Below are 24,424 nucleotides of genomic sequence, written 5' to 3'. Positions count from 1 at the left end.
TGCGCGTTCATCTCTCACGGCGGCGATGCCTCCCATGAGGCAAGGGCTTGCGCACGCTGTGGGACAGGCTCAATGTTACACTCCATGCCCGCCCGACACACTCGAGCACCCGACTTTCACGAGGTAGCCATGCCCGATAGCCCCGTCCAGCGCCATTATCGTGCCGATGACCCCGAATGGCACTGGCTTGAAGAACGCGACACGCCAGAGGTCACCACCTTTCTCACGGCGGCCAACGCCGAGAGCGATCGCTGGTTCGCCCCGCTCGCGCCGCTGAGCGATGCTCTCTATCACGGCCATCTTGCGCGCCGCGAACTGGCCGTCTCAAGCCTGGCCGAGGCGCTGGATCACTACATCTATTGGAGCGAGACCGCCGCTGACGCCGACTATCCAGTCTGGTGGCGCCATGCGATCGGTGCCGACCCCGCCGATACCCGCCAGCACGAATGCCTGCTGGACCTGCAGAGCCTGTCGCGCCATCACGACTTCGTCGAGCTGGGCGAGATGGCCATCTCCCCGGATGAACAGCAACTGGCATGGACTCTGGACACCAGCGGCGACGAGGTGTTCAGCCTGCGTCTTGCAACACTGAACGCGACGAATGGCGACTCACGCAACGCCGGTCACGATGACGAGTGTCTGCTGGAGGATATCGGGCCGGATCTGGTGTGGGCCGAGGACGGCCAGCACCTGCTGTTCACGCGCTATGACAACACCCAGCGCCCCTTCGAGATCTGGTGTCTGAATGTGGCGAGCCGCGCCGAGACGCTGCTCTATCGCGAGGAAGACAGCGAATTCTGGGTCGGCATGGGCAAGACCCGCTCACGCGCCTGGCTGATTCTGGAGACCGCCTCCAAGGACACCAGCGAGACCTGGTTGCTCAAGGCCGACGCCCCGCTGGGTGAGAGGCGTCTGGTGCGCGCCCGCGAGACCGGCGTCGAGTACGGCGTCGACCACCGCCCCGGCCACTTCTATGTGCTGCACAACAGGCAAGCGCCGCATTTCCAGCTCGATATCGCCGCCGAGCATGCGCCCGGCGACTGGCAGCCGCTGATCGCTACCCGCGATGAAGTGACGCTGGAAGGCGTCGAGGCCTTCAGCTGGGGGCTGATGGTCGATGAACGCGATCACCGGCAGGCCCAGGCCTGGCTGCGCGTCGTGGAATTCGACGACAGCGGCGTCATCCAGCGTGACGAACGTCTCGCGCTGCCTGAACAGCCCCTTAGTCAGGGGTTGGGCGATTGCCCACATTTCAACGCTCGCCGCCTGCGCATCCGCGAGGAGAGCTTCACCACGCCGCCGAGCTGGATCGAGCTGGACCTCGACACGGGTGAGCGCCGCCTGCTCAAGCGTCAGACCGTGCATGGCGATCTCGCGCCCGAGCAGCTGATCAGCCGCCGCCTGTGGGCGACTTCCGACGATGGTGAGCAGGTGCCGGTCTCGGTGGTCATGCGGCGCGATCTATGTGACGACACAGGCCGCCCTCACGCCCCGCTGCCGGTATTGCTCTACGGCTATGGTGCCTACGGCGAGACGCTGGACCCCTGGTTCTCGATTGCCCGTCTTGAGCTTCTGACACGTGGGGTGGCTTTCGCGGTCGCCCACGTGCGTGGCGGCGGTGATCGCGGAGAGCCCTGGTATCTGGCCGGCAAGCTGGAGCACAAGGAAAACAGCTTCAACGACTTCCTTGCCGCGCGTGATGCGCTGGTCGAGCAAGGCGTCGGGGCCGCGGATCGCATCGCCGCCTACGGTGCCAGCGCCGGTGGTCTGCTGGTCGGTGCCAGCCTCAACAAGCGTCCCGAGGCCTTCTGCGCCGCGGTGCTCGATGTGCCCTTCGTCGATGTGCTGCGCACCATGGAAAACCCTGAGCTGCCGCTGACCACGGCGGAGTACACCGAGTGGGGCAACCCGCACGAGAACGAGGCACGCCGCCGCATCCGCGCCTATTCGCCGCTGGACAACCTGAGTGCCGCGCCCTATCCGCCGCTGTTCCTGCAGGGCAGCTGGCATGACACCCGCGTGCCCTACTGGGAACCGGCCAAGCTGTATGCGCGTCTGCGCCAGATGGACTGCACGCCGCATCCGGTGCTGTTGCGCACCGACATGAGCTCCGGACACGGCGGTGCCTCGGGTCGCTTCAAGGCGTGGCGGGACAATGCGCGTCAGGATGCCTTCCTGCTGTGGGCGCTGGGGATGAGTGACACGGCGAACGCGCAAGACACCCTCCGCGACGACGGCTGAGGCGCGATCTGTTTTCCGCTTCACGCATACGACAAGGCCCCCGCCGGTTCACCGGCGGGGGCCTTGAGGTTTTCGTCAGTTCATGGAATCACTGCTGACCTGACGAAGGGTGCAGCATGACTGACTCAGCGCGGATCGAGCTTGGCCAGCTTGGTGGCGACACGCTCGCCATAGTCGGCATCCGCTTGGCGGAGATGCGCGATCATCTTGTCCTGGACCACGTGGCTGACGCCTACCATGGTGCCGGCGATGACGTCGGTGATGCGCGTCTTCTGGCCTTCGTCGAACAGGCGATAGAGGTTGCCGGCCTGGCTGTAGTTATCCTCATCGCTGTTGTCGTGATAGCCCATCCAGGCGTTCTGCTCCAGCGGCATCGCCGGCTCGGCGACGGTGGCATCCGGCACCGGAGCCCCCTGGTCTGCGCGCTCGTTCGGGTAGAAGTTGGTGCGTGAGTACTGGCCACCTTCCTTCGTTTCTCCCGGCACGCCCTGGCCGACCTGGCCGCCCAGCGGACCGCCACCGTGACCGGTGACCGGGCACATGCCCGCCATCACGCCATCACGCTGGTAGTGGTTGACCGGGCAGACCGGACGGTTGACCGGCAGCTGCTCGGCGTTGGCACCGACACGGTAGCGGTGTGCATCGGCGTAGGCCCACAGACGTGCCTGCAGCACGCGGTCCGGCGAGGCGCCGATACCCGGCACGAAGTTGGACGGCGAGAAGACGGACTGCTCGACTTCCGCGAAGTAGTTCTCCGGGTTGCGATTGAGTTCCATCTTGCCGACTTCCATCAGCGGGAAGTCACCGTGCGGCCACACCTTGGTCAGATCGAACGGGTTGATGTGGTAGTCGCGCGCCTGCTGCTCAGTCATCACCTGCAGGTTGACGGTCCAGCTCGGACGCTCGCCACGCTCGAGGCGGGTGAACATGTCGTGCTGGTGGAAGTCCGGTGCGACCTGTGCCGCTTCATCATCGGTCAGTGTCTCGTGGCCCTGGTCGGTCTTGAAGTGCCACTTGACCCAGACACGCTCGCCCTTGTCGTTCCACAGGCTCAGCGTATGCGAGCTGTAGCCGTTCATGGTGGTCAGCGACTTGGGGATACCGCGGTCGGACATCAGGATGGTGACCTGATGCAGCGCCTGCGGATGGTTGGCCCAGAATTCCCAGCGGTTCTGCCAGTCGACCATGTTGGTGCGCGGGTCTTTCTTCTGGGTATGGATGAAGTCAGGAAACTTGGACGGCTCACGGATGAAGAACACCGGCGTGTTGTTGCCGACCATGTCCCAGTTGCCTTCCTCGGTGTAGAACTTCAGGGAGAAGCCGCGCACGTCACGAGTGTTGTCGCCGCTGTCCTGACCACCGGCCACGGTGGAGAAACGCGCCAGCAACGGGGTCTGCTTGCCGACACCCTGCAGGAAGCGGGCGATGGTCAGATCAGACAGGTCACGGGTCAGGGTGAAGGTGCCGTAGGCGGCGACGCCGCGGGCGTGGACGACACGCTCCGGAATGCGCTCACGGTTGAAGTGCGCCAGCTTCTCGAACAGACGCCAGTTGTCGAAGGTCAGTGAGCCATTCGGGCCCGCTGTCTGGCTGATGTCATCGTGAGGCACCGGGGCGCCGTTACCAGTGGTATAGCGTGGAGTCTGGGACATGTAGACGTTCTCCTGTCAGGTAGAAAAAAGCGCTATCAAACTCGACTGGCAAGGCCAGATGCTGCTGATGTCACATTTTCTTCATGCGCTGCTTGATGTGAAAGCCTGCAGCCCATTGTCGAATCGGATCGGGGCCGATGCCTGCCCGGCATGTGCTGGCTTGTGGCCCCTTGATGCCTGCTTACCTTACGCACCTGATGCATCCAGCGATAATCAATTACCAGCATGCCTTTGATAATCAGCCCCTATCACCGAGCCTATCAGCCCCTCTCAGCGGCGTGAACCGCGGGACGGCACTCAACCCGACGACATCACCAACCCTGTTTACACCTTATCACCGCCACCCCATCTTCACGTCCACAGATGACCGCATCATGACCATGAAAAAGCCCCCTGACCTTCGCAGGTCAGGGGGCTTGGTGAGTCACATCATACCTTGTGGGACGTCAGCGCCTCATGCTGGCATCTGATTGGCACGCGCATCACGCGACCACACCCGGTGAGCCATCAGGGCATCACGCAGCGGCAGGCTGGCGGCGAGCACATCATCCACCAGGATCACGCCCTCCTCGACCGGCACGCGTGCGGCGGCCAGCAGCTCCTTGCCTTCGCAGATCGCCACGATGGGCTTCAGGTGCTTGTAGGCTTCCTGGACATAATAGAGTCCGAGGCCCGAGCCGCTCAGCGCCTCGACGCTACCCACACCGCCAGCGACGACGACGGCATCCACCGCCACGGACGGCAGGCCATTGAGCATCGCATCCGGCGACAGCATGGTGCCGTCTCCGGCCTTGATCGGTGCCATGCTCGGGGCGATCAACAACCCTTCGGCACCCTCGGCGGCCAGCTGCTCCTTGGTCGAGCGAACATCTTCCATGGCGACGCCATCGGCGGCCAGAATCGCGACCTTGCGGGTGGCGATCGAGTCCGGCAGGCGCGCCATCAGGCTGAGCGCCGGGTCGCTGTCGACCTGGCTGGTGCCCAGTTCACCGTCCGGCGCGGGCTTGCTGGTCGGTGTCTCGATACCGTGATTCTCACCGACGCGACGTGCCAGTTCCAGATCGATGTTGGGCAGGATCTCGGTGATCACCCGCTCACGGATCCACGGACGCTCGACCTTGGAAAGCTCGAAGGTATAGGCCGCGATGATGTGTTCCTTCTCCACGTCAGTCTGGCTGTTCCAGAACAGGGTGGCCTGGGAATAGTGATCCCCGAAGGAGGCACTGCGCGCACGTACCTTGTGCGCCTCGATGCGCTCATGATACGGCTCGAAACCCCCATGGGCGTCGTTGGACGGCGGTGTCTCGGCCGGCCAGCCACCATCGATGGAGTTCGGCTCGTAGGACGCCTGACCCGTGTTGATGGTCTGACGATGCTGGGCATCGCGCTGGTTGTTGTGGAACGGGCACACCGGCTGGTTGATGGGGATCTCGTGGAAGTTCGGCCCACCAAGACGCAGCATCTGGGTATCCAGATAGGAGAATAGACGCCCCTGCAGCAGCGGGTCATTGGAGAAGTCGATGCCCGGCACGATGTTGGCCGGATTGAAGGCGACCTGCTCGGTCTCGGCGAAGTAGTTGTCCGGATTGCGGTCCAGCACCATCTTGCCGATCGGCACCACCGGTACCAGCGATTCGGGGATCAGCTTGGTGGGGTCGAGAATGTCGAAGTCGAAGCTGTGCTCATCCTTCTCCTCGACCACCTGGATGCCCAGCTCCCACTCCAGCGGTGCACCGTTCTTGATGTCATCCCACATCATGCGACGGTTGAAGTCCGGGTCACGTCCCCACAGCTTCTGGGCTTCATCCCAGATCAGCGAGCAGGTACCGGCCACCGGCTTCCAGTGGAACTTGACGAAGCGCGACACGCCTTCACGATCGATCAGACGGAAGGTATGCACACCGAAGCCTTCCATGTTGCGGTAATGGCGCGGGAAGGCGCGGTCCGACATGGTCCACAGCACGGTGTGAGTGGTTTCCGGCATCAGTGACACGAAGTCCCAGAAGGTATCGTGCGCCGACTGTCCCTGGGGAATCTCGTTGTGCGGCTCCGGCTTCACGGCATGCACGAAGTCGGGGAACTTCATGGCGTCCTGGATGAAGAAGACCGGGATGTCATTGCCGACCAGGTCCCAGTTGCCGTCATCGGTATAGAACTTGGTCGCGAAGCCGCGCACGTCACGGACGGTATCGTTGGAGCCACGCGAGCCCTGCACGGTCGAGAAGCGCACGAACACCGGCGTCTTCCTGGACGGGTCGCTGAACACGCCAGCCTTGGAATATCTGGCGGCATTGTCGTAGGCCTGAAAATACCCGTGTGCGGCCGCGCCACGCGCGTGAACGATACGCTCAGGAATACGTTCATTGTCGAAGTGGTTCATCTTCTCGCGGAAGATGAAATCTTCCATCAGGGTCGGACCGCGTTCCCCCGCCTTCAGCGAGTTGTGATTGTCCGCGATGCGCAGCCCCTGGTTGGTACGCAGGTCATGCCCTTCGGCGTCGGCGCGATAGGTCTCCAGCGCCTCGTCCTTGGCATGACCGTCACCGGCATTGGGCTTGGTGTCGTGCGGCCCATTGCGGTTGGGATGGGTATAGGGGTTCTCTCCCTCTGCCGAGCGGTTCTGACCCTCGTGATAGGGGCACTTCGCGCTGTCGGCATTCGACTGGGAAGAAGGTGCTGAATCGTGTTCATTGCTCGCCATGCTCAAACGCTCCTGTTTTCGCTAAATCTGCAACACGTCATCCGGAATGACTGACGGATGATTCGGCCTCTTTATCACCCTGTCCGACTGCCTTGCCACGGTCATGTGAATCACGTGGGCGTCAGGGGCAACCGATGACGGGCGACCTTGATGGGCGAGTGTCCGAATGGCTCCCTCCAGACACCCGCAAGGAACTCCTGTCCCTTCTGCTGCATGCCAGACATTGCTCGATGGAATACCTCCGACCCTGGCTTGCCGGTAGCTCCATGACGCGCCGTCAGGCCTTGGACTTGACCTTCGAGACGATCCACAGCAACACCACCGCCCCCACGACCGAGACGACCAGCGAGCCGATGATGCCGGTGGAGGCCAACCCCAGCAGCTTGAAGATGACGCTGCCCAGCAGACCGCCGACGACACCGACGACGATGTTGCCAAGAATGCCGAAGCTGCCGCCGCGCATGATGTTGCCTGCGATCCAGCCGGCCAGACCACCGATGATCAACCCGAGAATGATACCCATCTGCTGTCTCCTTCCATGCTGATGTACAGGCGCTTGGCGCCGCTGTACAAGTCTTGGAGACGACGTCACACAATTAAAAGGGGGCGATCTTTCATTCGTCAGAATGAAGAGCCGGGCTGGCCCAGGAAGGCGATCTCTTCCGGCGTGGACTCACGACCGAGAATCGCGTTGCGATGCGGGTAGCGGCCGAATCTACGCACGATGTCCGCATGCAGATGCTCATAGCGCAGGGTGTCCTCGAGGCCGGGGCGTGCGAACAAGTGTTCGGCGTGTTCATGGATGCGCAACGATTCGCTGTGCATCCACGGCATGATCGCGAAGGGTTGCCAGGCCAGCGGAAGGCGGTCCAGATCGCCCAGCGCGACGGCCTGCTGGGAGAGCGCGAGTGCCAGATTGTCGCCACTGAAGGCGCGCGGGGTACCGCGATGGATGTTGCGCGCGAACTGGTCCAGCAGCAGGATTTCCGCCAGCCGCCCACCGGGAGTGGTGCGCCACTCCCACAGTTCACAGGCCTGCGCCTGCTCGAGCAGCTCCGCGAATCGTTCGCGCAGCTGAGCATCGAGGGTCTCGCTCTTGCGAAACCAGTCCTTGGGCGTCAGCTGAGTGAACCAATGATCGAGCACCTGCCGTGCCTGGGGATGGCTATCCGCGATCAGCCTGGCGGCATCAGGTTGCGGGGAATCCGAGGGGGTTGAGGGGGGCATGGAGGGTGTCCTGATGGGAGGTCGGAAGAAAGGCACGGAATGACACTGCTGCACACACTCCATCGCGCAGCCGCGCCCGGCGACAGGCACCGATCGCCTCGGGGCGATCATGGTTCTGACACCTGATCGTCATCATGAGCGTGGAAAGTAGCCTCTCCCGTGAGCCCTGTCAGCCATCGCGGCACCTTCGCCGCCGCTGCCATCCTGATGCCAGACCGTAACAAGGAAGCCCTTCATGTCCCGCCGTCTGTCTGATCTGCTACCTTCCCGCTCCTCGCGCACGACACCTGCCTCGCCCACCTCGCAGGACGACGCGAACGCGAGCCCCGGTGACTCGCATGCCGCACGCGCCGGCGCACCTTCGCGAATGGACCGCCGACGTCTGCTGAGCCGTGGCCTGCAGGGTGCCGGCGTGGGCCTGCTGGCAAGCTCAGGCCTGCTGGGCGCACCGGCCATCGTAATGGCGGAAGGACGTCGCCCACGAATGCCTTCCGGCGTGATGAGTGGCGACGTGACCGCCAGCCGCGCCATGCTGTGGAGCCAGACCGACAAGCCGGCCCGCATGCTGATCGAGCTGGCCGACAACATCGAGATGCGCGGCGCCTTCCAGGTACGCGGCCCGGTGGCACTGCCGACGGACGGCCTGACCAGCAAGCTGGACCTGACCCGCATCAACTCCCGAGCCAATGCCAAGGGCGAGGTCTTCTACCGGGTACGCTACGCGGCGCTGGACGACCATCGTGCCATCAGCGAGGCGACCGCCGGACGCCTGGTACTGCCGCCCAGTGCCCAGCGACCGCGCGCCTTGCGCTTCGTATGGTCCGGCGACACCGTCGGCCAGGGCTGGGGCATCAATCCGGACTTCGGCGGCCTGCGCCTCTACGAGACCATGCGTCAGGTCCAGCCGGACTTCTTCCTCCACTCCGGTGACACCATCTACGCCGATGGCCCGATCGAGGAGAGCGTCACCCAGCATGACGGCAGCCTGTGGCGCAATATCGTCACGCCGGCCAAGTCCAAGGTCGCCGAGACCCTGGACGAGTATCGCGGTCAGTACGCCTACAACCTGATGGATGAGAACCTGCGCCGCTTCAATGCCGAAGTGCCGATGTTCGCCCAATGGGATGACCACGAGACCACCAACAACTGGTATCCGGGCGAGATTCTCGAGGATGACCGTTACACCGAGAAGAATCTCGACGTGCTGTCCGCCAATGCGCGTCGTGCCTTCCTCGAGAACATGCCACTGCGTACCGGCCCTGCCGCGCCGGAACGCATCCACCGCAACTTCAGCTTCGGCCCGGGGCTCGAGATGTTCATGCTCGACATGCGTACCTTCCGCGGCCCCAATTCCGCCAATCGCCAGTCCGGGCGTGGCCCCGAGACCGACTTCCTGGGGCGCGATCAGCTCACCTGGCTCAAGCAGTCGCTCAAGGCCAGCACCGCCACCTGGAAGATCATCGCCTCCGACATGCCGATCGGGCTGCTGGTACGTGACGGCGACAATTTCGAGAATGGCGCCAATGGCGATGGTGAGGCGCTGGGGCGCGAGCAGGAGATTGCCGAACTGCTCAAGTTCGTGCGCGATCACGACATCCAGAATCTGGTCTGGCTGACCGCCGATGTGCACTACACCGCCGCGCACCACTACTCGCCCGAGCGCGCCGTGTTCAAGGAGTTCACGCCGTTCTGGGAATTCGTCAGCGGGCCGATCCATGCCGGCACCTACGGCCCCGGTGAGCTGGACAACACCTTCGGGCCGAGACTCGAATTCGTGAAGGCCCCGCCTGAGGGGCGGGCCAACATGTCGCCCAGCGAGGGTTTCCAGTTCTTCGGCCAGGTGGATCTCGATCCCGAGAGCGAAGCGCTGACCGTGACGCTGAAGGACATCCACGGCGCCTCGCTCTACCAGCAGGTGCTGACCCCCGCCGTCGCCAGCGCCTGACAGTAATTGTTGTTTCTGACACCCGTTTCTGAAACTCGCTGCTGACTGGCGGCTTCCGATACCAGCTTCTGACAACGACAACGCCCCGCCTCCTGCTGTCGACCGACATGCAAGAGGCGGGGCGTTCTGGTCATGGCGACAGGTCGACAGCCGCTAGCGGGCTATGTCTGCACGAATCAGACAATTGCAGAAAAATGTCAGACAAATTATCAATGGTGAGGGTCAGGCATTTCTTTGACACTGATCGGCACGCTAGATGTCGGTCGCTGACAGCGTGTCTCGTGGTACCGCGCGCCAACGGTGAGGCATGTTCTGCAGACGATGGGCAGCTGAGCAGGCAGGCCTCCGAGCCCTGTTGTTCAACAAGGATAACGCCATGAACGCCCTCACCCTGAGCTCCTTCGTGTTCTTCACGGGGCTGGTCGCCGTGATCACCTGGTGGCTGACCCGTCGTGACGACCATCAACATTCCACCGGCTATTTCCTTGCCGGGCGCAGTCTGACCTTCCCGATCATCGCAGGCTCCCTGCTGATGACCAATCTCTCCACCGAGCAGATGGTGGGCCTCAACGGCGCCGCCTTCACCGACGGCCTCTCCGTGATGGCCTGGGAAGTGGTGGCCGTGGTCTCGCTGGTCGCGATGGCCATGTTCTTCCTGCCACGCTTCCTCAAGAGCGGTATCACCACCCTGCCGGAATTGCTGGCGCTGCGCTTCGATCGCACCACCCAGCTGCTGGCCAACCTGATCTTCATGCTGGCCTACGCCATCATCCTGCTGCCCAGCATTCTCTACTCCGGCGCCCTCGGCCTGATGGGCGTGCTCGACCTGCGTGCCCTGACCGGCATCGACTCGCAGATGGTACTGCTGACCGGCACCGTGATCGCCGTCGGTATCGCCGGCGCCATCTATGCCCTCTTCGGTGGCCTGCGCTCCATCGCCATCTCCGACACCCTGAACGGCATCGGTCTGCTGATCGGCGGCATGATCATCGTCTACTACGGGCTGGACCGTGTCGGTGACGGCAATGGCATTCTCGCCGGCTGGGAGACGCTCAAGGAGACCCACCCGGAGAAGCTCAATTCGCTGGGCGGGGATGACCAGTCAGTACCGGTCTCGACCCTGTTCACCGGGGTGCTGCTGCTCAACATGTTCTACTGGTGCACCAACCAGCAGATCATCCAGCGTACCTTCGCCGCCAAGACATTGGCCGAGGGCCAGAAGGGCGTACTGCTGACCGGTGCTCTCAAGCTGCTGGGGCCGCTGTATCTGGTGCTGCCGGGCATCATCGCCTTCCAGCTCTACGCCGGTGATGGCATCAAGGCCGACGCCGCCTATGGCCGGCTGGTTTTCGATGTGCTGCCCGCACCGCTGACCGGCTTCTTCGCCGCGGCGATGGTCGGCGCGATCCTGTCGTCCTTCAACTCGGCGCTCAATTCCACCGCCACGCTGTTCAGTCTCGATGTCTACAAGGCGCGTCTCAAGCCGCAAGCCAGCGATGAAGAGGTGGTCAAGGCGTCCAAGTGGGCCGGTTGGATCATGGCCGCCGCCGCGATGGCCATCGCGCCGCTGCTGGCGACCCAGGAAAGCCTGTTCGTCTACGTGCAGAAGGTGAACTCCATCTACTACATCCCGCTGCTGGCGGTGATCGTGGTGGGACTGATGTCCAGGCGCGTGCCGGCCATCGCCGCCAATCTGGCACTGGTGCTCGGCTGCGCGGTCATCGGCCTGTTCTACTTCGTGCCGACGCTTTCCGAGCTGGTCGATCGGGTGCACAACTTCCACTTCATCGCCATCGTGCTGGTGCTGTTGATCGTCATGATGCTGGTGATCGGCAAGCTGTCACCGCGCGCCGAACCCTGGATCCAGCAGGACGTCGGTGCCATCGACATGACCCCCTGGGCTGGCACGCGTATCGCCAGCATCGTGCTGCTGGTGCTGGTGATGGCGATCTATCTGGCCTTCGCCGGCTGATCGCCCCACTCGCCCAGCGCGACTGCACGCCACTTGTCATCGTCATCGCCATGACCTTATGACATAAGCGCACGACATGAGCGTATGACACGAGCACGCCAGCGCCTCGTCATCCTTACCGATGGCGGGGCGCTGGCGTCTCTGATCGAGCATCAAGGATGACCCGCAATGCGCGATGAAAGTCGCGACATGCGTCTTGTTACGACACTGCGATCAAGGCCTGATACCAGAGACTGAGAAGCAATGACCGCCTGTTCATTCTCAACGCTCAGTCGACGCCAGCTGCACCTCAAAACCAACGTATGTTCTACAAATGGCGGATAGCAGGAAATCGGGAGATACCTACACTATCGCCAGTCTTGCCGTGAATGTTACCGGTGAGTCTCTTCACGGACGATGACACAGCTTGCTGTGTGCATTGCATCGCCACGGCTGGATCGGCGTCGAATCGCCACCCGGGTCACCTGCCCACCGCCTCATGATTCGTCGCCGCACGCCTAAAGGAATCCTCCCCCATGCATGCCCTGACACTTGTTTCTTTCGTGTTCTTTACCGGCCTGGTCGCCGCCTTGACCTGGTGGTGGACACATCGCGATGACACCTCGCATTCCACCGGCTATTTCCTCGCCGGACGCAGTCTGACCTTCCCGCTGATCGCGGGTTCACTGTTGATGACCAACCTGTCCACCGAACAGATGGTCGGCCTGAATGGCGCCGCCTTCACCGATGGTCTGTCGGTGATGGCCTGGGAGGTCATGGCGGTGCTGGCGATGGTGGTCATGGCGCTGTTCTTCCTGCCACGCTTCCTCAAGAGCGGCATCACCACCCTGCCCGAGCTGCTGGCCTTGCGTTACGGGCGCAGCACCGAGCTGATCACCAACCTGATCTTTCTGTTCGCCTACGCGGTGATCCTGCTGCCGATCATTCTCTACTCCGGTGCCATCGGCCTGCAGGGCATGCTGGACCTGCCTTCGCTGACCGGTATCAGCTCGCCCAATGCACTGCTGTGGATGACCATCTGGGTGGTCGGCATCATCGGTGCCATCTATGCCCTGTTCGGCGGCATGCGCTCCATCGCCATCTCCGACACCTTGAACGGCGTGGGCCTGTTGATCGGCGGCATGCTGATCGTCTGGTTCGGCCTCGATGCCGTGAGCGACGGCCAGGGCGTGATGGCTGGCTGGGACACGCTGACCGCCGCCAATCCGGAGAAATTCAATTCCATGGGCAGTGAAGACCAGTCGGTGCCCTTCTCGACCCTGTTCACCGGCGTGATGATCATCAACTTCTTCTACTGGTGTACCAACCAGCAGATCATCCAGCGCACCTTCGCCGCCAAGACCCTCGCCGAGGGCCAGAAAGGCGTGCTGCTGACCGGCGCGCTCAAGCTGCTGGGCCCGCTGTATCTGGTGATTCCCGGCATCATCGCCTATCACCTGTATGCCTCTTCCGGCGTCAAGGCGGACAGCGCTTACGGCCAGCTGGTGTTCGATGTGCTACCAGCGCCGCTGACCGGCTTCTTCGCCGCCGCGATGGTCGGTGCGATCCTGTCGTCCTTCAACTCGGCGCTGAACGCCACCACCACGCTGTTCTCCACCGGCATCTACAAGGCGCATCTGCGACGCGATGCCAGCGACGAGGAAGTGGTCAAGGTCTCCAAGGGCTTCGGCTGGGTGCTGGCGATCGCCTCCATGACCCTCGCGCCGCTGCTGGCGGGACAGGAAAGTCTGTTCGGTTACCTGCAGAAGATGAATGCCATCTACTTCATCCCGATCTTCGCCGTGGTGCTGATGGGGCTGCTGACGCGTCGCGTGCCGACCATCGCCGCCAATCTGGCGCTGTTGATCGGTTGCAGCGTGATTGGCGTGGTCTACTTCGTGCCGGCCTTCTCCGGTGTGCTCGACGTGATCCACGAGTTCCACTTCGTCGGCCTGGTGTTCGTGCTGCTGATCGCGATGATGTTGATCATCGGCAAGCTGGCACCGCGTGACGAGCCGTGGATCCAGCAGGATGTCGGCGCCATCGACATGACGCCCTGGAAAGGTGCCAAGGTCTGCGCGCTGCTGCTGGTCGTGCTGGTGATCGCCATCTATCTGGCCTTCATCTGACCGACGCCGTTTGCTGACTCGCCCCTGCGAGCAGCATATCCGCCATGACACGAATGCCCCGCCCTGTCTCCCCGGACAGGCGGGGCATTCGTGCATTTGTGCATTTGCTGCACCGCTTTCAGGCATGCTGGACGAGTCGCTAATCACCGAGGTATTCCATGTCCCGCTACCGCCTTCGTAGCTGTCTTCCGCGCCTCAAGGCGCTGTCACTGTCGGTCTCCCTGCTCGTCTCACTGATGTCGGTGCCGGTCAGCCAGGCCGCCGAGCGCTGGCAGCGCGCCGATGTGCTGACGGACAGCTTCGTGGAGGTGGCGCTCAAGCGGGAGTATCAGCCCGGCGACCCTGCCTCGCTGACCCGCTGGCAGGCACCGATCAAGGTCTGGGTCGACTCGCAGCTGGGCGACTCACATCTGCAGCGACAGATGAGCGAGGTCCAGTTTCGTCATCTATCTACCATCACCGGCCAACCGCTGAGTTTCGTGCCTTCCGCCAGAGAGGCCAATCTGCGCATCGCCTTCATCGCCCGGGACCACATGACGCGCGAGGCCACCGCCTACCTCGGCAAGCAGCAGGCCAGCACACCGGGCATGCGCAAGGCACTGCGGGAAGGCGTTTGCCTGACACTGTTCAAGACCGGGGCCGATCAGGCCATCGCCAGTGGGCTGATCCTGATTCCGGTCGACTACGCCCGCCAGAAGGCGCGCCTGGTGGACTGCGTCGTCGAGGAGACCGCCCAGCTGATGGGGCTACCCAATGATTCGGACAGGGTGTTTCCCTCCATCTTCAGCGACGTCACGGTGGATCATTGGCTGAGTCCACTGGATTACGTGCTGCTCAAGATGCTCTATGCCCCTGAGCTCTCCCCCGGCATGTCAGCCGATGAGGTCCGCGCCGCGCTGCCTGCGGTCATCCAGCGACTTGCCGAGCAGGGCGAGCTGTCACATGCCATTCGCCGCGTGCGCCGGGACAGCCTGCGGGAATGGGCGGGAGAGTAGGCATGCTAGTCATCACGCGACCCGCCCCGGACTCCTCGACGCCTGATGGAGGATTGGAACGCCTGAGCGGAGCACAGGCATAATCAGGACAGGCGCACCGGGCGCCGCAATCCGTCGGAGCTGCGTCATCATGTCATCCTCACCCTCCACTGGCGGTCGGGCACGCCTGCCACTGGCCGTCACGCTGTTGTCGCTATGTCAGGCGTTGCTGGTCAGCGGCAACATCCTGTTGATCGCGGTCTCGCCGCTGATCGGTGCCCAGCTTGCCTCGAGCAGCTGGTCGACCGCGCCGGTCGCGACCCAATGGCTGGGCCTGATGTGCGCCACCATCCCTGCCTCGCTGATCACCGCACGCCTCGGACGACGCCGCGGCTTCGTGCTCGGCAATCTGTGTGGACTGGCAGGCGCGGGGCTGGCCGTGCTGGCGCTGCATCTTCAGCATTTCGGGCTGTTCCTGTTCTCCACCTGGCTGGTGGGTATCGGGATCGGCTTCGGCCAGCTGTATCGTTTCGCCGCCATGGAAGCTGCGCCCCCGGAGCAGCGGGAGCGCGCCATCGGGCTGGTGATGGGTGGCGGCGTGCTGGCAGCCTTCTTCGGGCCCTGGCTTGCCCGCACCAGTCATGCGCTGGCCGACACGCCCTTCCTGGGCAGCTTCATCGGGCTGGGGGCGCTCTATCTGGTGGCGCTTCTCTTGCTGGCTTTCATCCGCCTGTCCAGTGAAGGCAGCGGCCAGACCGTCGGCGATGATGCAGTGGCGCCGCCCCGTCCACTGGGCGTGATCCTGCGTCAGCCAATCTTTCTGCTGGCCGTGCTCAGCGCGATGGTCGGCTATGGAGTGATGAATCTGGCGATGACGGCCACGCCACTGGCCATGGCCCATGCCGGACACGGCTTCGATCACGTCGCCACCACCATCCAATGGCATGTGGTGGCGATGTTCCTGCCGTCCTTCTTCACCGGGCGGCTGGTCGCCCGCTTCGGGGCGGGCACCATGATCGTGACCGGCTGCGCCTTCCTGCTGGCAAGCCTTGCCACCGCGCAGCTGCTGGCCGCCGACTACCTGACGGGAACCCAGGGGTTCTTCCTCGGTCTCATCCTGCTCGGCATCGGCTGGAACTTCACCTTCCTGCCCGCCACCACGCTGCTGACCCACTGCCATCGCCCCAGCGAGAAGGCCCGCACCCAGGCCGCCAACGAGTTCCTCGTCTTCACCACCGGAGCGGTGACGGCGCTGCTGGCCGGCCCCCTGGTCAGTACACTGGGCTGGGCGCTGCTCAACCTGCTGCTGATCCCCGCCTGCCTGTTGCCCATCGCCCTGCTGGCGTGGCGTCAGCTTGCCTTGCGCGCCGATCGCCCGCAGATAGAGGGTTGATGGCGAGCCGTGCGGCGCACGCTGACAGGTCCCGACCATCACCCGGCTCATCATCAGCTGCCAGGACGCCATCACGTCGCGCCGCCGCCTCGCCCCCACTGACAGGGAATGCCTGATGTTCAACACCATGACCCGCAACGCCCGCCAGCTTGCCCGCGATGTGGGCCGCGAAGCACATGACCTGCTGGAACGCGGTCTCGACCGCCAGCTGCGGCTCGCCGTCACGGGCCTCTCCGGTGCCGGCAAGACCGCCTTTCTCGTCTCGCTGATCGAGCAGCTTCGCCATGCCGGACTCGGCGCGCGCCTGGAACTGCTGCCTGCCGCCCGCGATGGCCGTCTGCTCGGCGCGGAACGCGTCAGCCAGCCGGACCTCTCCGTCCCGCGCTTCCCGCTGGAAGCCGGCTTGCGCTCGCTGTCCGGCCAGCATTCGCCGTATGGCCCCGAATGGCCGACGCCGACCCGCAGCATCAGTGAGCTTCGCCTCAAGATCGGCTTTCGCCCCACCTCACGCGCCGCCCGCATGCTCGACAGCCAGCGTGCCACCCTGACACTGGACCTGATCGACTATCCCGGCGAATGGCTGCTGGACCTGCCGATGCTGGAACAGGACTTCACCACCTGGAGCAGCGAATGCGAGACACAGCTGGCTGACGGACGTGGCGACTGGGCCAAGGACTGGATGGCGGCCATCGAGGGCCTGACACCAGACAGCGAAGTGGATGAAGACCGCCTCGCCGAGATCGCGAGCCTGTACACCGACTATCTGCACGCCGCACGCCGCAAGGGGGGCTTCGTCGACCTGACACCAGGCCGCTTCCTGCTGCCCGGCGAGCTGGATGAGGCACCGGTGCTGCAGTTCTTCCCGCTGCCGGGGCTCGGCGAGTGGACAGCCGATGCGCTGGCCGCCCTGCCGGAAGCCAGCCTGTACCGCACCCTGGCGCGGCGCTTCGATCACTATCGCCGCCGCGTGGTGCGCCCCTTCTATCACGACCACTTCCGGCGCTTTGACCGCCAGATCGTGCTGATCGACGTGCTGGGTGCGCTGAATGCCGGCCCGGCGCCGTTCCGCGACCTGAGCCGCGCGCTGGACAAGCTGTTCGACAGCTTCGCCTATGGCCGCCGTCATCTGCTGGCGCGCCTGATGGACCGCCGCATCGACCGCCTGGCCATCGCCGCCACCAAGGCCGACCACGTCACGCCGGAGCAACATGGCGCGATGCGCGATCTGCTCGAGCAGCTGCTGGCGGACCCGCTCAAGCGCCTGCGCTATCGTGATGTGCCGCTCAAGGCCTTCACCATCGCTGCCATCCGCGCCAGCGAGGCGCGTGAAGTGGTCGAGAACGGTCAGCGTCATCCGGCACTGGCGGGACACTTGCTCGGCGAGCACGAAGGGACGAGCGACCCAGACACGCAAGGCGCTGGCCGCGAGTCCGTGCTGCTATTCCCGGGTGAAGTGCCCTCACGGTTGCCCGATCCGAATTTCTGGGCCGAAAGCCGCTTCGACTTCCCCCACTTCGCGCCGCCGCAGGTCGACGGCAAGGCACCACCTCACATTCGCATGGACGCCGTGCTCGACTGGCTGCTGGGAGACCACCTGAAATGACCACCGAATCCCGCCATCCGCGCCCGGGCAAACGCTTCACGAGCCCCAATTCAGCGCAGGCCGATGCCACCTCGACCACTTATGCCGAGCGCCCCACCGAAAGCGCGGCAGAGAGCACGGCAGAGTCCCTGCGCGGCGCGCGTCACTTCTCGCCGGAGATGGAAAGCCAGCCACTGGCGGCGGCCGAACCGGAACCCGCTACACCGGGACTCGATGCGACGCTGAGCGCCAAGCCACGTCATCGCGGCCTCAAATGGCTGCTGCTCGGCACCCTGACCCTCGGGGGTGTCGAAGCCGGTCATGCGCTCTATCAGGCGGCCATGGGCGGCGACCTGATCGCCGGCGCCTGGGGCCTGCTGGGCCTTGGCGCCATCGGGATCGGCGCCCGCGCGCTGGGCAAGGAGCTCTTCCGTCTGCGTCACCTGCGCAAGCACGTCGCGCTGCGCGCCGAGCTGGAAGAACATCAGCAAGATGACTTTGGTCCGGAGAGCTTTGGTCAAGGAGGCTTTGGCCAGCGCGGTGATGCGCTGGCCACGCCTGACGAGGACTCGGGCAAGGCAGGCGGCAAGGCCGACAGCCAGCAGGAAGACCTGCTCGAACAGCTGCGCCGTCAGATGAAGCTCGGCGATGATGATGCCGGCGTGCGCGCCTGGCGCGCCGCCTGCGAAGCGCATCACTCCCCGTCGGAGCGCCGCGAGCTGTTCGCCTTCCACGTGCTCGGGCCGCGGGACCGTGAGGCGCGGCGTCTGATCTCGCGCATGAGTGGCGAGACGGCGGTAATGGTGGCGGTCTCGCCGCTGACCTGGGTCGACATGAGCCTGGTGGCCTGGCGCGGACTGCGCATGATGGAGCGCCTGTCGCGCCTCTACGGGCTGGAGCTGGGCTACGCCAGCCGCCTGCGGCTATTCAAGGAGGTGCTGGCGTCGATGGCCTTCGCCGGTGCCAGCGAACTGGCCGCCGAGGCCAGCATGGACCTGCTGTCGATGAATCTGGCCGGCCGTCTCTCCACCAAGGCCGGTCAGGGGCTGGGCAGTGGCCTGATGAACGCACGCCTCGGCCTGCGCGCCATGCGCCTGCTGCGCCCCATCCCCTTCCATGCCGAGGAGGTACCGCGCATCGGTGAGCTGCGCGCGGAGTTGTTCTCGCGCATGCGCAAGGCCGACAAGGGCGAGGACGAGGCGTCCTGAGCAGGCCGCGACCTCCCCTGCCACTACCTTGAAAACAAGACGCGCGCCTCTGATAGCTGGCCATTGGGGCCTTCAGGGCGCGCGTCTTTCGTGAGTCATTTCACCTTTGATGGTTTCAGCCTTCGAGGATTTCAGCCTTCGCTGGCGATGCCGGCCTCCAGCCACTTCATCACGCGCAGCGCCTCGTGGGGCGGGGTCGGATTGTCGCCCTGGCCGCGAATGCAGTCGCGCAGGCCCGCATACCAGGCCGGATAGTCACCATCGCGGCCCTGATGGGTGCCCCCTACCAGTACCTGCTCGCCTTCGGCGCCATCCGGGGCGGCCTCCAGCACGGTCAGCATTCCGGGACGCGCATCCCGCCCCCACTGGCGCGCCTGGCGCTCCTGCGGGTCACGCGAGGGCCAGTCACCGGCCTTGAGGCAATCCTCCTGAGGGTCGAGCCCGAACACCACATAGCTGCCACGGGTACCGTGCGCGGCGAAGCGTGCCGTCGGCGCCGCCGTCAGTGCACTGGCATGCAGCTCCACCACCAGGCCGGGGTGCCTTGGATGGTGGGCGTAATCGAGCACGGCGTGGAAGAAATCATCGGTCACCGCGCCCTCGCGCTGTACGCGACGCGTGAGCTGGATGGCGCTTGGTTCACCGAACAGGCACAGCGCCTGATCCAGCAGGTGCGGGCCAAGGTCATACCACAGGCCGCTGCCGGGCAGTGCCTGCTCACGCCAGCGGTTTGGCACCGTCGGGCGGAAGCGGTCGAAGTGGGATTCCAGATGCGCTATGCGCCCCAGGGTGCCGTCGTTGATCAATTCCGCCAGCGTCAGGAAGTCGGCATCGAAGCGCCGATTGTGAAATACCGCCAGCACCCGTCCGGCCTGTTCGGCCTGGCGGGCCAAGGCCTCACCTTCCGCCAGCGTCACCGTGAAGGGCTTGTCGACGACCACATGCTTGCCTGCCGCGAGCGCCGCAGAGGCCAGCGGGGCGTGGGTCTCGTTGGGCGTCGCGATGATGATCAGGTCGATGTCGTCACGCGCAAGCAAGGCCTCAGGAGTGGCCTCCACTTCCAGTTGCGGACGCTCGGCCCTGACGACCTCGGGCCGCGAGGTGGACAGCGCCACCAGCGCCAGCCCGTCCGTGGCCTCGATCAAGGGCGCGTGGAAGGTGCGCACCGCCATGCCATAACCGATCAGCCCGACCCGAATCGCGCTCTCGGAGGGGAAGGCGGCGCCGTGCCATGCGGCGGTGTCGTCATGATCATCAGTGTCGGGGTGGGCTATGCGGCTCATCGGGCATCCTTGTCGTTGGCGCAATCTTGAGGGAGTGGTGCCTGGCAGCGCCATCCTAGCAAGGCTCCCGAGCCACAGACAGAGATGACAGCCGCCTTTGATACTTGATCATCGCAGACTTCATCCCGCGAGCGAGTCGCCGCGTAATGCCCGCTATCGGCCAGCAGTCCCCTTGAAGTCATGTGACTCAGCCCGCAGACCTATCGATACAAGGAGGGGCATGGCAGTGAGCGGGAATGTCATTCGTCAACCACCTCGCCATCAGACTCACGAAGGAGCAGACAGCATGCGCAAGACGCTCATCATCGGTGCCAACGGCAAGATCGGTCGTCAACTCTGCGAGAAGGCTCAGGCCGACGGCGAACCCGTCGTGGCCATGATCCGCTCGACCGAGCAGCAGAGCTGGTTCCATGAACGCAGCATCCCGACGGTTCTGGGCGATCTGGAAGGCGAGATGCGCCAGGCCTTCTATGGCTGCGATCAGGCGGTGTTCGTCGCGGGCTCCGGCCCGAATACCGGCCCGGACAAGACACTGACCATCGACCTGCACGGTGCGATGCGCACCGCGGAGCTGGCCGCCGAATTCGGGCTGTCGCGCGTGATCCAGGTCAGCTCGATCCGCTCCGAGACACCGCTGGCAGGACCAGAGGCCATGCGCCCCTACTTCGCGGCCAAGAAGGCGGCCGATCTGTATCTCGCCGAGAGCGGCCTGCGTCATGTCATCGTCAAGCCCGGCCGTCTCACCAACGAGAGCGGCAGCGGCAAGCTGACCCAGAATGCCGATGACTCCGACGAGATGCAGGTCTCGCGCGCCAATGTCGCCGAGTTCCTGCTTGGCTTGATCAAGGCCCGCGAGATCGGTGGCCGTCATCGCAAGGCGCCCATTTTCACCCTGTTCGACGGTGATACGCCGGTATCCGGCCTGCTGAATGCCACGACGAACGCCGACTGAGCGCGCGCCCGAGCCTGTGGCGAAGTGCACTGGCAGGCCGCTTTCGCCAGGCTTGCCCACGCTTGACCTGCCGCTCATTCACGCCTGCGCGCAGCCCGCGCGGGCGTTGGGCCATCTGGTAGCTTTCCCCCCATGCTCCATGTCCGTATAGTGAGCCACTGACCCCGCCAACAGAACTTCCGAAATGCTGCAGAACAATTCGCTGCTGGCGCAGCTGAAAGATCAAATCCGCCAGGAAATTCCCCGTGTCACGGGGGTGATCAAAGGCACCGACAAGGGCTTCGGCTTCCTCGAGTGTGAGGACGGCGAGTCTTACTTCGTGCCGCCACCCGCCATGAAGCAGGTACTGCACGGCGATACCGTCGAAGCGACCGTCAAGGTGGAAGGTGAGAAGAAGTCCGTACAGCCGGAAGTGCTGATTGAGACGGGTGTCGATCGCTTCGTCGCTCGTGTCGGCAAGCGTGATGGCCGCCTGAACGTGATGCCGGATCATCCCTCCATCAACACGCGCATGAAAGCGCGCGTGAAGCGTGGCATCAATGAGGAAGCCCTCAATGATGGCGACTGGGTCGTGGCTCGTCTGCTGCGTCACCCGATGCGCAAGGATGACCGCAGCTTCTTCGCCCAGATCGAGGAAGTCATCGCCACCGTGGACAACCCGCGTGTGCCGTGGCGCGTCACCCTGGCGCGTCACGCGCTGGAACAGGCCTCTCCGGAGGGCGGCAATGACTGGCCGCTGCTCGAGGAAGGCCTGACTCGCGAAGACATGACCCACGTGCCCTTCTTCACCATCGATGGTGAGAAGACGCGTGACATGGATGACGCCCTGCACATCGTCGAGCGCCCGGAAGGCGGCTGGACCCTGAGCATCGCCATCGCGGACCCGACAGCCTACGTGCCGGAAGGCAGCCGTGTCGACGAAGAGGCGCGCACGCGCTCCTTCACCGTCTACCTGCCGAGCCAGAACGTCACCATGCTGCCGGAAATCCTGGCCGATGATCTGTGCTCGCTGAAGGAGGGTGAAGACCGCCCGACGCTGATGTGCATCGTCGACATCGATACCGATGGCGTGATCGGCGAGCCGAAGTTCTTCGCGGCCACCATGCGCTCCCACCACCGCCTGACCTACGACAACGTCTCTGACTGGATCGAAGGCCAGGAAGGCAGCTGGAAGCCGGAAACCGAAGAGCTGGCCGAAGGTCTGCGTCAGCTGGAAGCCTTCACCCAGGCGCGTATCGCCTGGCGTGCACGCAATTCGCAGGTCTTCCGCGAGCGCCCGGACTTCGAGTTCGAGCTGGATGAGGAAGGCAACGTGCTCAACGTGCGTGCCGACCACCGCCGCATCAGCAACCGCATGATCGAAGAATCCATGATCACCGCGAACCTGAGCTGCGCACGTCTGCTCTCCAAGCACATCGGTCACGGTATCTTCAACGTGCACCAGGGCTTCGCGCCGGAGAAGTACGACGACACCATCGAGTTCCTGGCTGGTCAGAACATCACCGCCACGCCGGAACAGCTGGGTAGCCTGGAAGGCTACCGCCTGATCCGTCAGGAGCTGGACAGCCGCGAAGACACCTGGCTGGACGTGCGCATGCGTCGCTTCCAGGGTTACACCGTGATGTCCGCTCAGCCGGGACCGCACTTCGGACTGGGTCTGGAAGCCTACGCGACCTGGACCTCGCCGATCCGCAAGTATGGCGACATGGTCAACCACCGCTTGATCAAGCGCGTGATTCTCGGCCAGGACGTGCCGGCGGAAGCCACCGAGCAGCTGACCGAGCACCTCAGCGAACGTCGTCGTCTCAACCGCATGGCGGAGCGCGATGTGAAGGACTGGCTCTACGTGCGCTACCTGACCAAGGCCGCCGAAGAACAGCAGGTCTTCACTGGCGAGATCATCGACATCCGTCGTGGCGGCATGCGCGTGCGTCTGGAAGAGAATGGCGCCAGCGTCTTCATTCCGGCACCGCTGATCCACAGCGATCGCAAGAAGGTAGCGATCGATGACAAGGAAGGCCGCGTGCGCATCGAAGACGAGCTGCGTTACTCACTGGGCGACATCATCAAGGTCTCCTTGACCGAAGCCCGTGAAGAGCGTCGTTCACTGGTGGGTCGCCCGGCCGAATAAGCCGCGAGCCACCACTGCCGTATGTAACTGCCTTGTCATCACGGGCAATTGCCACGGCCATCTACGCCCCGGAGCGCTCTGCGCCCGGGGCGTTTTTCGTTCTTGTGCGTTGCGTATACGATGCGTGTACCAAGCGTGAGAAATTGTAATTTTGTGAAACAGAAGCTCACGCTATACTCCTCACATCGACACACGACATCTGCTTTGACTGCTGCAGCGTTACTGGATTGACCCAAGCGCGAATGACTGAAGCCTGTCCCTGATGAAGTTCGTCCATGCGAGGACCCGGAAATGAAAACTCATCGCTCCACTGCAGCTACCTCACTGCGTCACCTGGCCGAGCATGCCGCCATCGTTCGTCATCCAGCCATGAGCTATGCCCGCATCGACGCTGGGGCAGACAGCAGCTCAGGCAGAAGCTCGGAAGGCAGCTCCACCTCTCCAGAGCGCCAGCGTGAGATTCAACGTGAAGCGATGGAACATGTCGCGATGCTGCTGGAACGTGATCGTCGCCGGACCCGCAACCGTCTGCTGCTGGCCGCCGGCCTGCTGCTGAGCCTTGTGCTGCTCGCCAGCCAGCGCCCGGCCGAACCGGAAGCCGCCTTCTCGCAGGAACTTGGCCAGGCCATGCCCAGCGCCCTGCACCTGTCCCAGCATGGATTGGCGTGATGACACCCGATCACCCTCTATCAAGACGGATAGCGATGCCAGGACCCCATGCAGCACCAGGCACGGATGCCAGACATGACTGAGTCGATCCACTGCTAGACCCTGCAATGCCCCCGGCGACCCTCCCTGTCGCCCCCCTGTATTCCTGTAGTGCACGCACTTGCCCTGTCCGGTGGCTCCGGACAGGGTCTTTTTTTGCCTGTCTTTTGCCTGTCTTTTACCTGTCGCGGGCTTTTCTTGCGCGGCGCTGGGCAGAAGCCAGCTGCCGCACTCCCTGTTGGAGCACGCCAGCATGGCGAAACGCCTTTCTCCCCCTGGTAGTGAACCAGATGCCAGGGGCGTGATGCCAGGGACCTGATGACAGATGTCCGAGAGCGGGAGCGCAT

At 64.0% G+C, this 24,424-nt stretch carries 16 protein-coding genes; 11 read left to right on the top strand and 5 right to left on the bottom strand.

The features are described 5' to 3' along the window. Positions 1-129: 129 nt before the first annotated feature. The gene (locus CDPAHKCJ_RS11295; protein WP_166019849.1) at positions 130-2,241 is read left to right on the top strand and encodes a prolyl oligopeptidase family serine peptidase; all 2,112 of its coding nucleotides are present in this window, start codon (positions 130-132) and stop codon (positions 2,239-2,241) included. 125 nt (positions 2,242-2,366) lie between these two features. Here the strand turns inward: CDPAHKCJ_RS11295 and CDPAHKCJ_RS11290 are convergent, their stop codons facing one another. The 4 genes from CDPAHKCJ_RS11290 to CDPAHKCJ_RS11275 all read right to left on the bottom strand — a co-directional run bounded on the left by CDPAHKCJ_RS11290 (position 2,367) and on the right by CDPAHKCJ_RS11275 (position 7,821). Beyond that, positions 2,367-3,893, bottom strand: a complete 1,527-nt coding sequence (locus tag CDPAHKCJ_RS11290; protein ID WP_166019848.1) for a catalase — start codon at positions 3,891-3,893, stop codon at positions 2,367-2,369. Between the two features lie 454 nt (positions 3,894-4,347). Further along, a complete protein-coding gene (gene katE / locus CDPAHKCJ_RS11285; protein WP_166019847.1) occupies positions 4,348-6,594 on the bottom strand; it encodes a catalase HPII in 2,247 nt (748 codons plus the stop codon). Positions 6,595-6,871: 277 nt separating this feature from the next. Beyond that, on the bottom strand, positions 6,872-7,117 hold the full coding sequence (locus CDPAHKCJ_RS11280) for a GlsB/YeaQ/YmgE family stress response membrane protein (RefSeq protein WP_043333988.1): 246 nt from the start codon (positions 7,115-7,117) through the stop codon (positions 6,872-6,874). A 98-nt stretch (positions 7,118-7,215) separates the two neighbouring features. Beyond that, positions 7,216-7,821 (bottom strand): DUF924 family protein, encoded by a 606-nt coding sequence (locus tag CDPAHKCJ_RS11275; protein ID WP_166019846.1) that lies wholly within the window; start codon positions 7,819-7,821, stop codon positions 7,216-7,218. Positions 7,822-8,056: 235 nt separating this feature from the next. On the opposite strand from CDPAHKCJ_RS11275, the gene CDPAHKCJ_RS11270 reads away from it, so the two are divergent. The 7 genes from CDPAHKCJ_RS11270 to CDPAHKCJ_RS11240 all read left to right on the top strand — a co-directional run bounded on the left by CDPAHKCJ_RS11270 (position 8,057) and on the right by CDPAHKCJ_RS11240 (position 19,003). Next, on the top strand, positions 8,057-9,766 hold the full coding sequence (locus tag CDPAHKCJ_RS11270) for an alkaline phosphatase D family protein (RefSeq protein WP_240916767.1): 1,710 nt from the start codon (positions 8,057-8,059) through the stop codon (positions 9,764-9,766). Between the two features lie 376 nt (positions 9,767-10,142). Then, positions 10,143-11,738: a solute:sodium symporter family transporter gene (locus tag CDPAHKCJ_RS11265; RefSeq protein ID WP_166019845.1), complete on the top strand. Its 1,596-nt coding sequence runs from the start codon at positions 10,143-10,145 to the stop codon at positions 11,736-11,738. Between the two features lie 515 nt (positions 11,739-12,253). Further along, on the top strand, positions 12,254-13,846 hold the full coding sequence (locus CDPAHKCJ_RS11260) for a solute:sodium symporter family transporter (protein WP_136938999.1): 1,593 nt from the start codon (positions 12,254-12,256) through the stop codon (positions 13,844-13,846). A gap of 158 nt (positions 13,847-14,004) precedes the next feature. Further along, the gene (locus CDPAHKCJ_RS11255; protein WP_166019844.1) at positions 14,005-14,841 is read left to right on the top strand and encodes a DUF2927 domain-containing protein; all 837 of its coding nucleotides are present in this window, start codon (positions 14,005-14,007) and stop codon (positions 14,839-14,841) included. 166 nt (positions 14,842-15,007) lie between these two features. Continuing rightward, positions 15,008-16,213, top strand: coding sequence for an MFS transporter (locus CDPAHKCJ_RS11250; protein ID WP_166019921.1), 1,206 nt, complete (start codon positions 15,008-15,010; stop codon positions 16,211-16,213). 115 nt (positions 16,214-16,328) lie between these two features. Beyond that, positions 16,329-17,816: a YcjX family protein gene (locus CDPAHKCJ_RS11245; protein ID WP_240916766.1), complete on the top strand. Its 1,488-nt coding sequence runs from the start codon at positions 16,329-16,331 to the stop codon at positions 17,814-17,816. After that, complete coding sequence (locus CDPAHKCJ_RS11240) at positions 17,813-19,003, top strand: TIGR01620 family protein (protein WP_240916765.1); 1,191 nt, start codon at positions 17,813-17,815, stop codon at positions 19,001-19,003. The genes CDPAHKCJ_RS11245 and CDPAHKCJ_RS11240 overlap by 4 nt, the downstream gene beginning before the upstream one ends. Positions 19,004-19,134: 131 nt before the next feature. Here the strand turns inward: CDPAHKCJ_RS11240 and CDPAHKCJ_RS11235 are convergent, their stop codons facing one another. Further along, positions 19,135-20,286: an oxidoreductase gene (locus CDPAHKCJ_RS11235; protein ID WP_166019843.1), complete on the bottom strand. Its 1,152-nt coding sequence runs from the start codon at positions 20,284-20,286 to the stop codon at positions 19,135-19,137. Positions 20,287-20,572: 286 nt separating this feature from the next. On the opposite strand from CDPAHKCJ_RS11235, the gene CDPAHKCJ_RS11230 reads away from it, so the two are divergent. The 3 genes from CDPAHKCJ_RS11230 to CDPAHKCJ_RS11220 all read left to right on the top strand — a co-directional run bounded on the left by CDPAHKCJ_RS11230 (position 20,573) and on the right by CDPAHKCJ_RS11220 (position 24,038). After that, positions 20,573-21,238, top strand: a complete 666-nt coding sequence (locus CDPAHKCJ_RS11230) for an NAD(P)-binding oxidoreductase (RefSeq protein ID WP_166019842.1) — start codon at positions 20,573-20,575, stop codon at positions 21,236-21,238. 184 nt (positions 21,239-21,422) lie between these two features. Next, positions 21,423-23,369 carry an exoribonuclease II gene (locus CDPAHKCJ_RS11225; RefSeq protein ID WP_166019841.1) on the top strand — a complete coding sequence of 649 codons (1,947 nt, stop codon included), beginning with the start codon at positions 21,423-21,425 and terminating at the stop codon, positions 23,367-23,369. A gap of 291 nt (positions 23,370-23,660) precedes the next feature. Next, a complete protein-coding gene (locus CDPAHKCJ_RS11220; RefSeq protein WP_166019840.1) occupies positions 23,661-24,038 on the top strand; it encodes a hypothetical protein in 378 nt (125 codons plus the stop codon). The last annotated feature ends 386 nt before the right edge of the window (positions 24,039-24,424 follow it).

Source organism: Cobetia sp. MB87 (assembly GCF_011319755.1).
GTDB lineage: Bacteria > Pseudomonadota > Gammaproteobacteria > Pseudomonadales > Halomonadaceae > Cobetia.
The sequence above is the reverse complement of the archived record's forward strand: the minus strand, read 5'-3'. Positions and strand labels throughout refer to the sequence as shown.

Excerpts from the sequence above, each read along its gene's own strand:
- CDPAHKCJ_RS11295 (WP_166019849.1), top strand. The coding sequence starts at position 130 with ATGCCCGATAGCCCCGTCCAGCGCCATTATCGTGCCGATGACCCCGAA.
- CDPAHKCJ_RS11290 (WP_166019848.1), bottom strand. The coding sequence starts at position 3,893 with ATGTCCCAGACTCCACGCTATACCACTGGTAACGGCGCCCCGGTGCCT.
- katE (WP_166019847.1), bottom strand. The coding sequence starts at position 6,594 with ATGGCGAGCAATGAACACGATTCAGCACCTTCTTCCCAGTCGAATGCC.
- CDPAHKCJ_RS11280 (WP_043333988.1), bottom strand. The coding sequence starts at position 7,117 with ATGGGTATCATTCTCGGGTTGATCATCGGTGGTCTGGCCGGCTGGATC.
- CDPAHKCJ_RS11275 (WP_166019846.1), bottom strand. The coding sequence starts at position 7,821 with ATGCCCCCCTCAACCCCCTCGGATTCCCCGCAACCTGATGCCGCCAGG.
- CDPAHKCJ_RS11270 (WP_240916767.1), top strand. The coding sequence starts at position 8,057 with ATGTCCCGCCGTCTGTCTGATCTGCTACCTTCCCGCTCCTCGCGCACG.
- CDPAHKCJ_RS11265 (WP_166019845.1), top strand. The coding sequence starts at position 10,143 with ATGAACGCCCTCACCCTGAGCTCCTTCGTGTTCTTCACGGGGCTGGTC.
- CDPAHKCJ_RS11260 (WP_136938999.1), top strand. The coding sequence starts at position 12,254 with ATGCATGCCCTGACACTTGTTTCTTTCGTGTTCTTTACCGGCCTGGTC.
- CDPAHKCJ_RS11255 (WP_166019844.1), top strand. The coding sequence starts at position 14,005 with ATGTCCCGCTACCGCCTTCGTAGCTGTCTTCCGCGCCTCAAGGCGCTG.
- CDPAHKCJ_RS11245 (WP_240916766.1), top strand. The coding sequence starts at position 16,329 with ATGTTCAACACCATGACCCGCAACGCCCGCCAGCTTGCCCGCGATGTG.
- CDPAHKCJ_RS11240 (WP_240916765.1), top strand. The coding sequence starts at position 17,813 with ATGACCACCGAATCCCGCCATCCGCGCCCGGGCAAACGCTTCACGAGC.
- CDPAHKCJ_RS11235 (WP_166019843.1), bottom strand. The coding sequence starts at position 20,286 with ATGAGCCGCATAGCCCACCCCGACACTGATGATCATGACGACACCGCC.
- CDPAHKCJ_RS11230 (WP_166019842.1), top strand. The coding sequence starts at position 20,573 with ATGCGCAAGACGCTCATCATCGGTGCCAACGGCAAGATCGGTCGTCAA.
- CDPAHKCJ_RS11225 (WP_166019841.1), top strand. The coding sequence starts at position 21,423 with ATGCTGCAGAACAATTCGCTGCTGGCGCAGCTGAAAGATCAAATCCGC.
- CDPAHKCJ_RS11220 (WP_166019840.1), top strand. The coding sequence starts at position 23,661 with ATGAAAACTCATCGCTCCACTGCAGCTACCTCACTGCGTCACCTGGCC.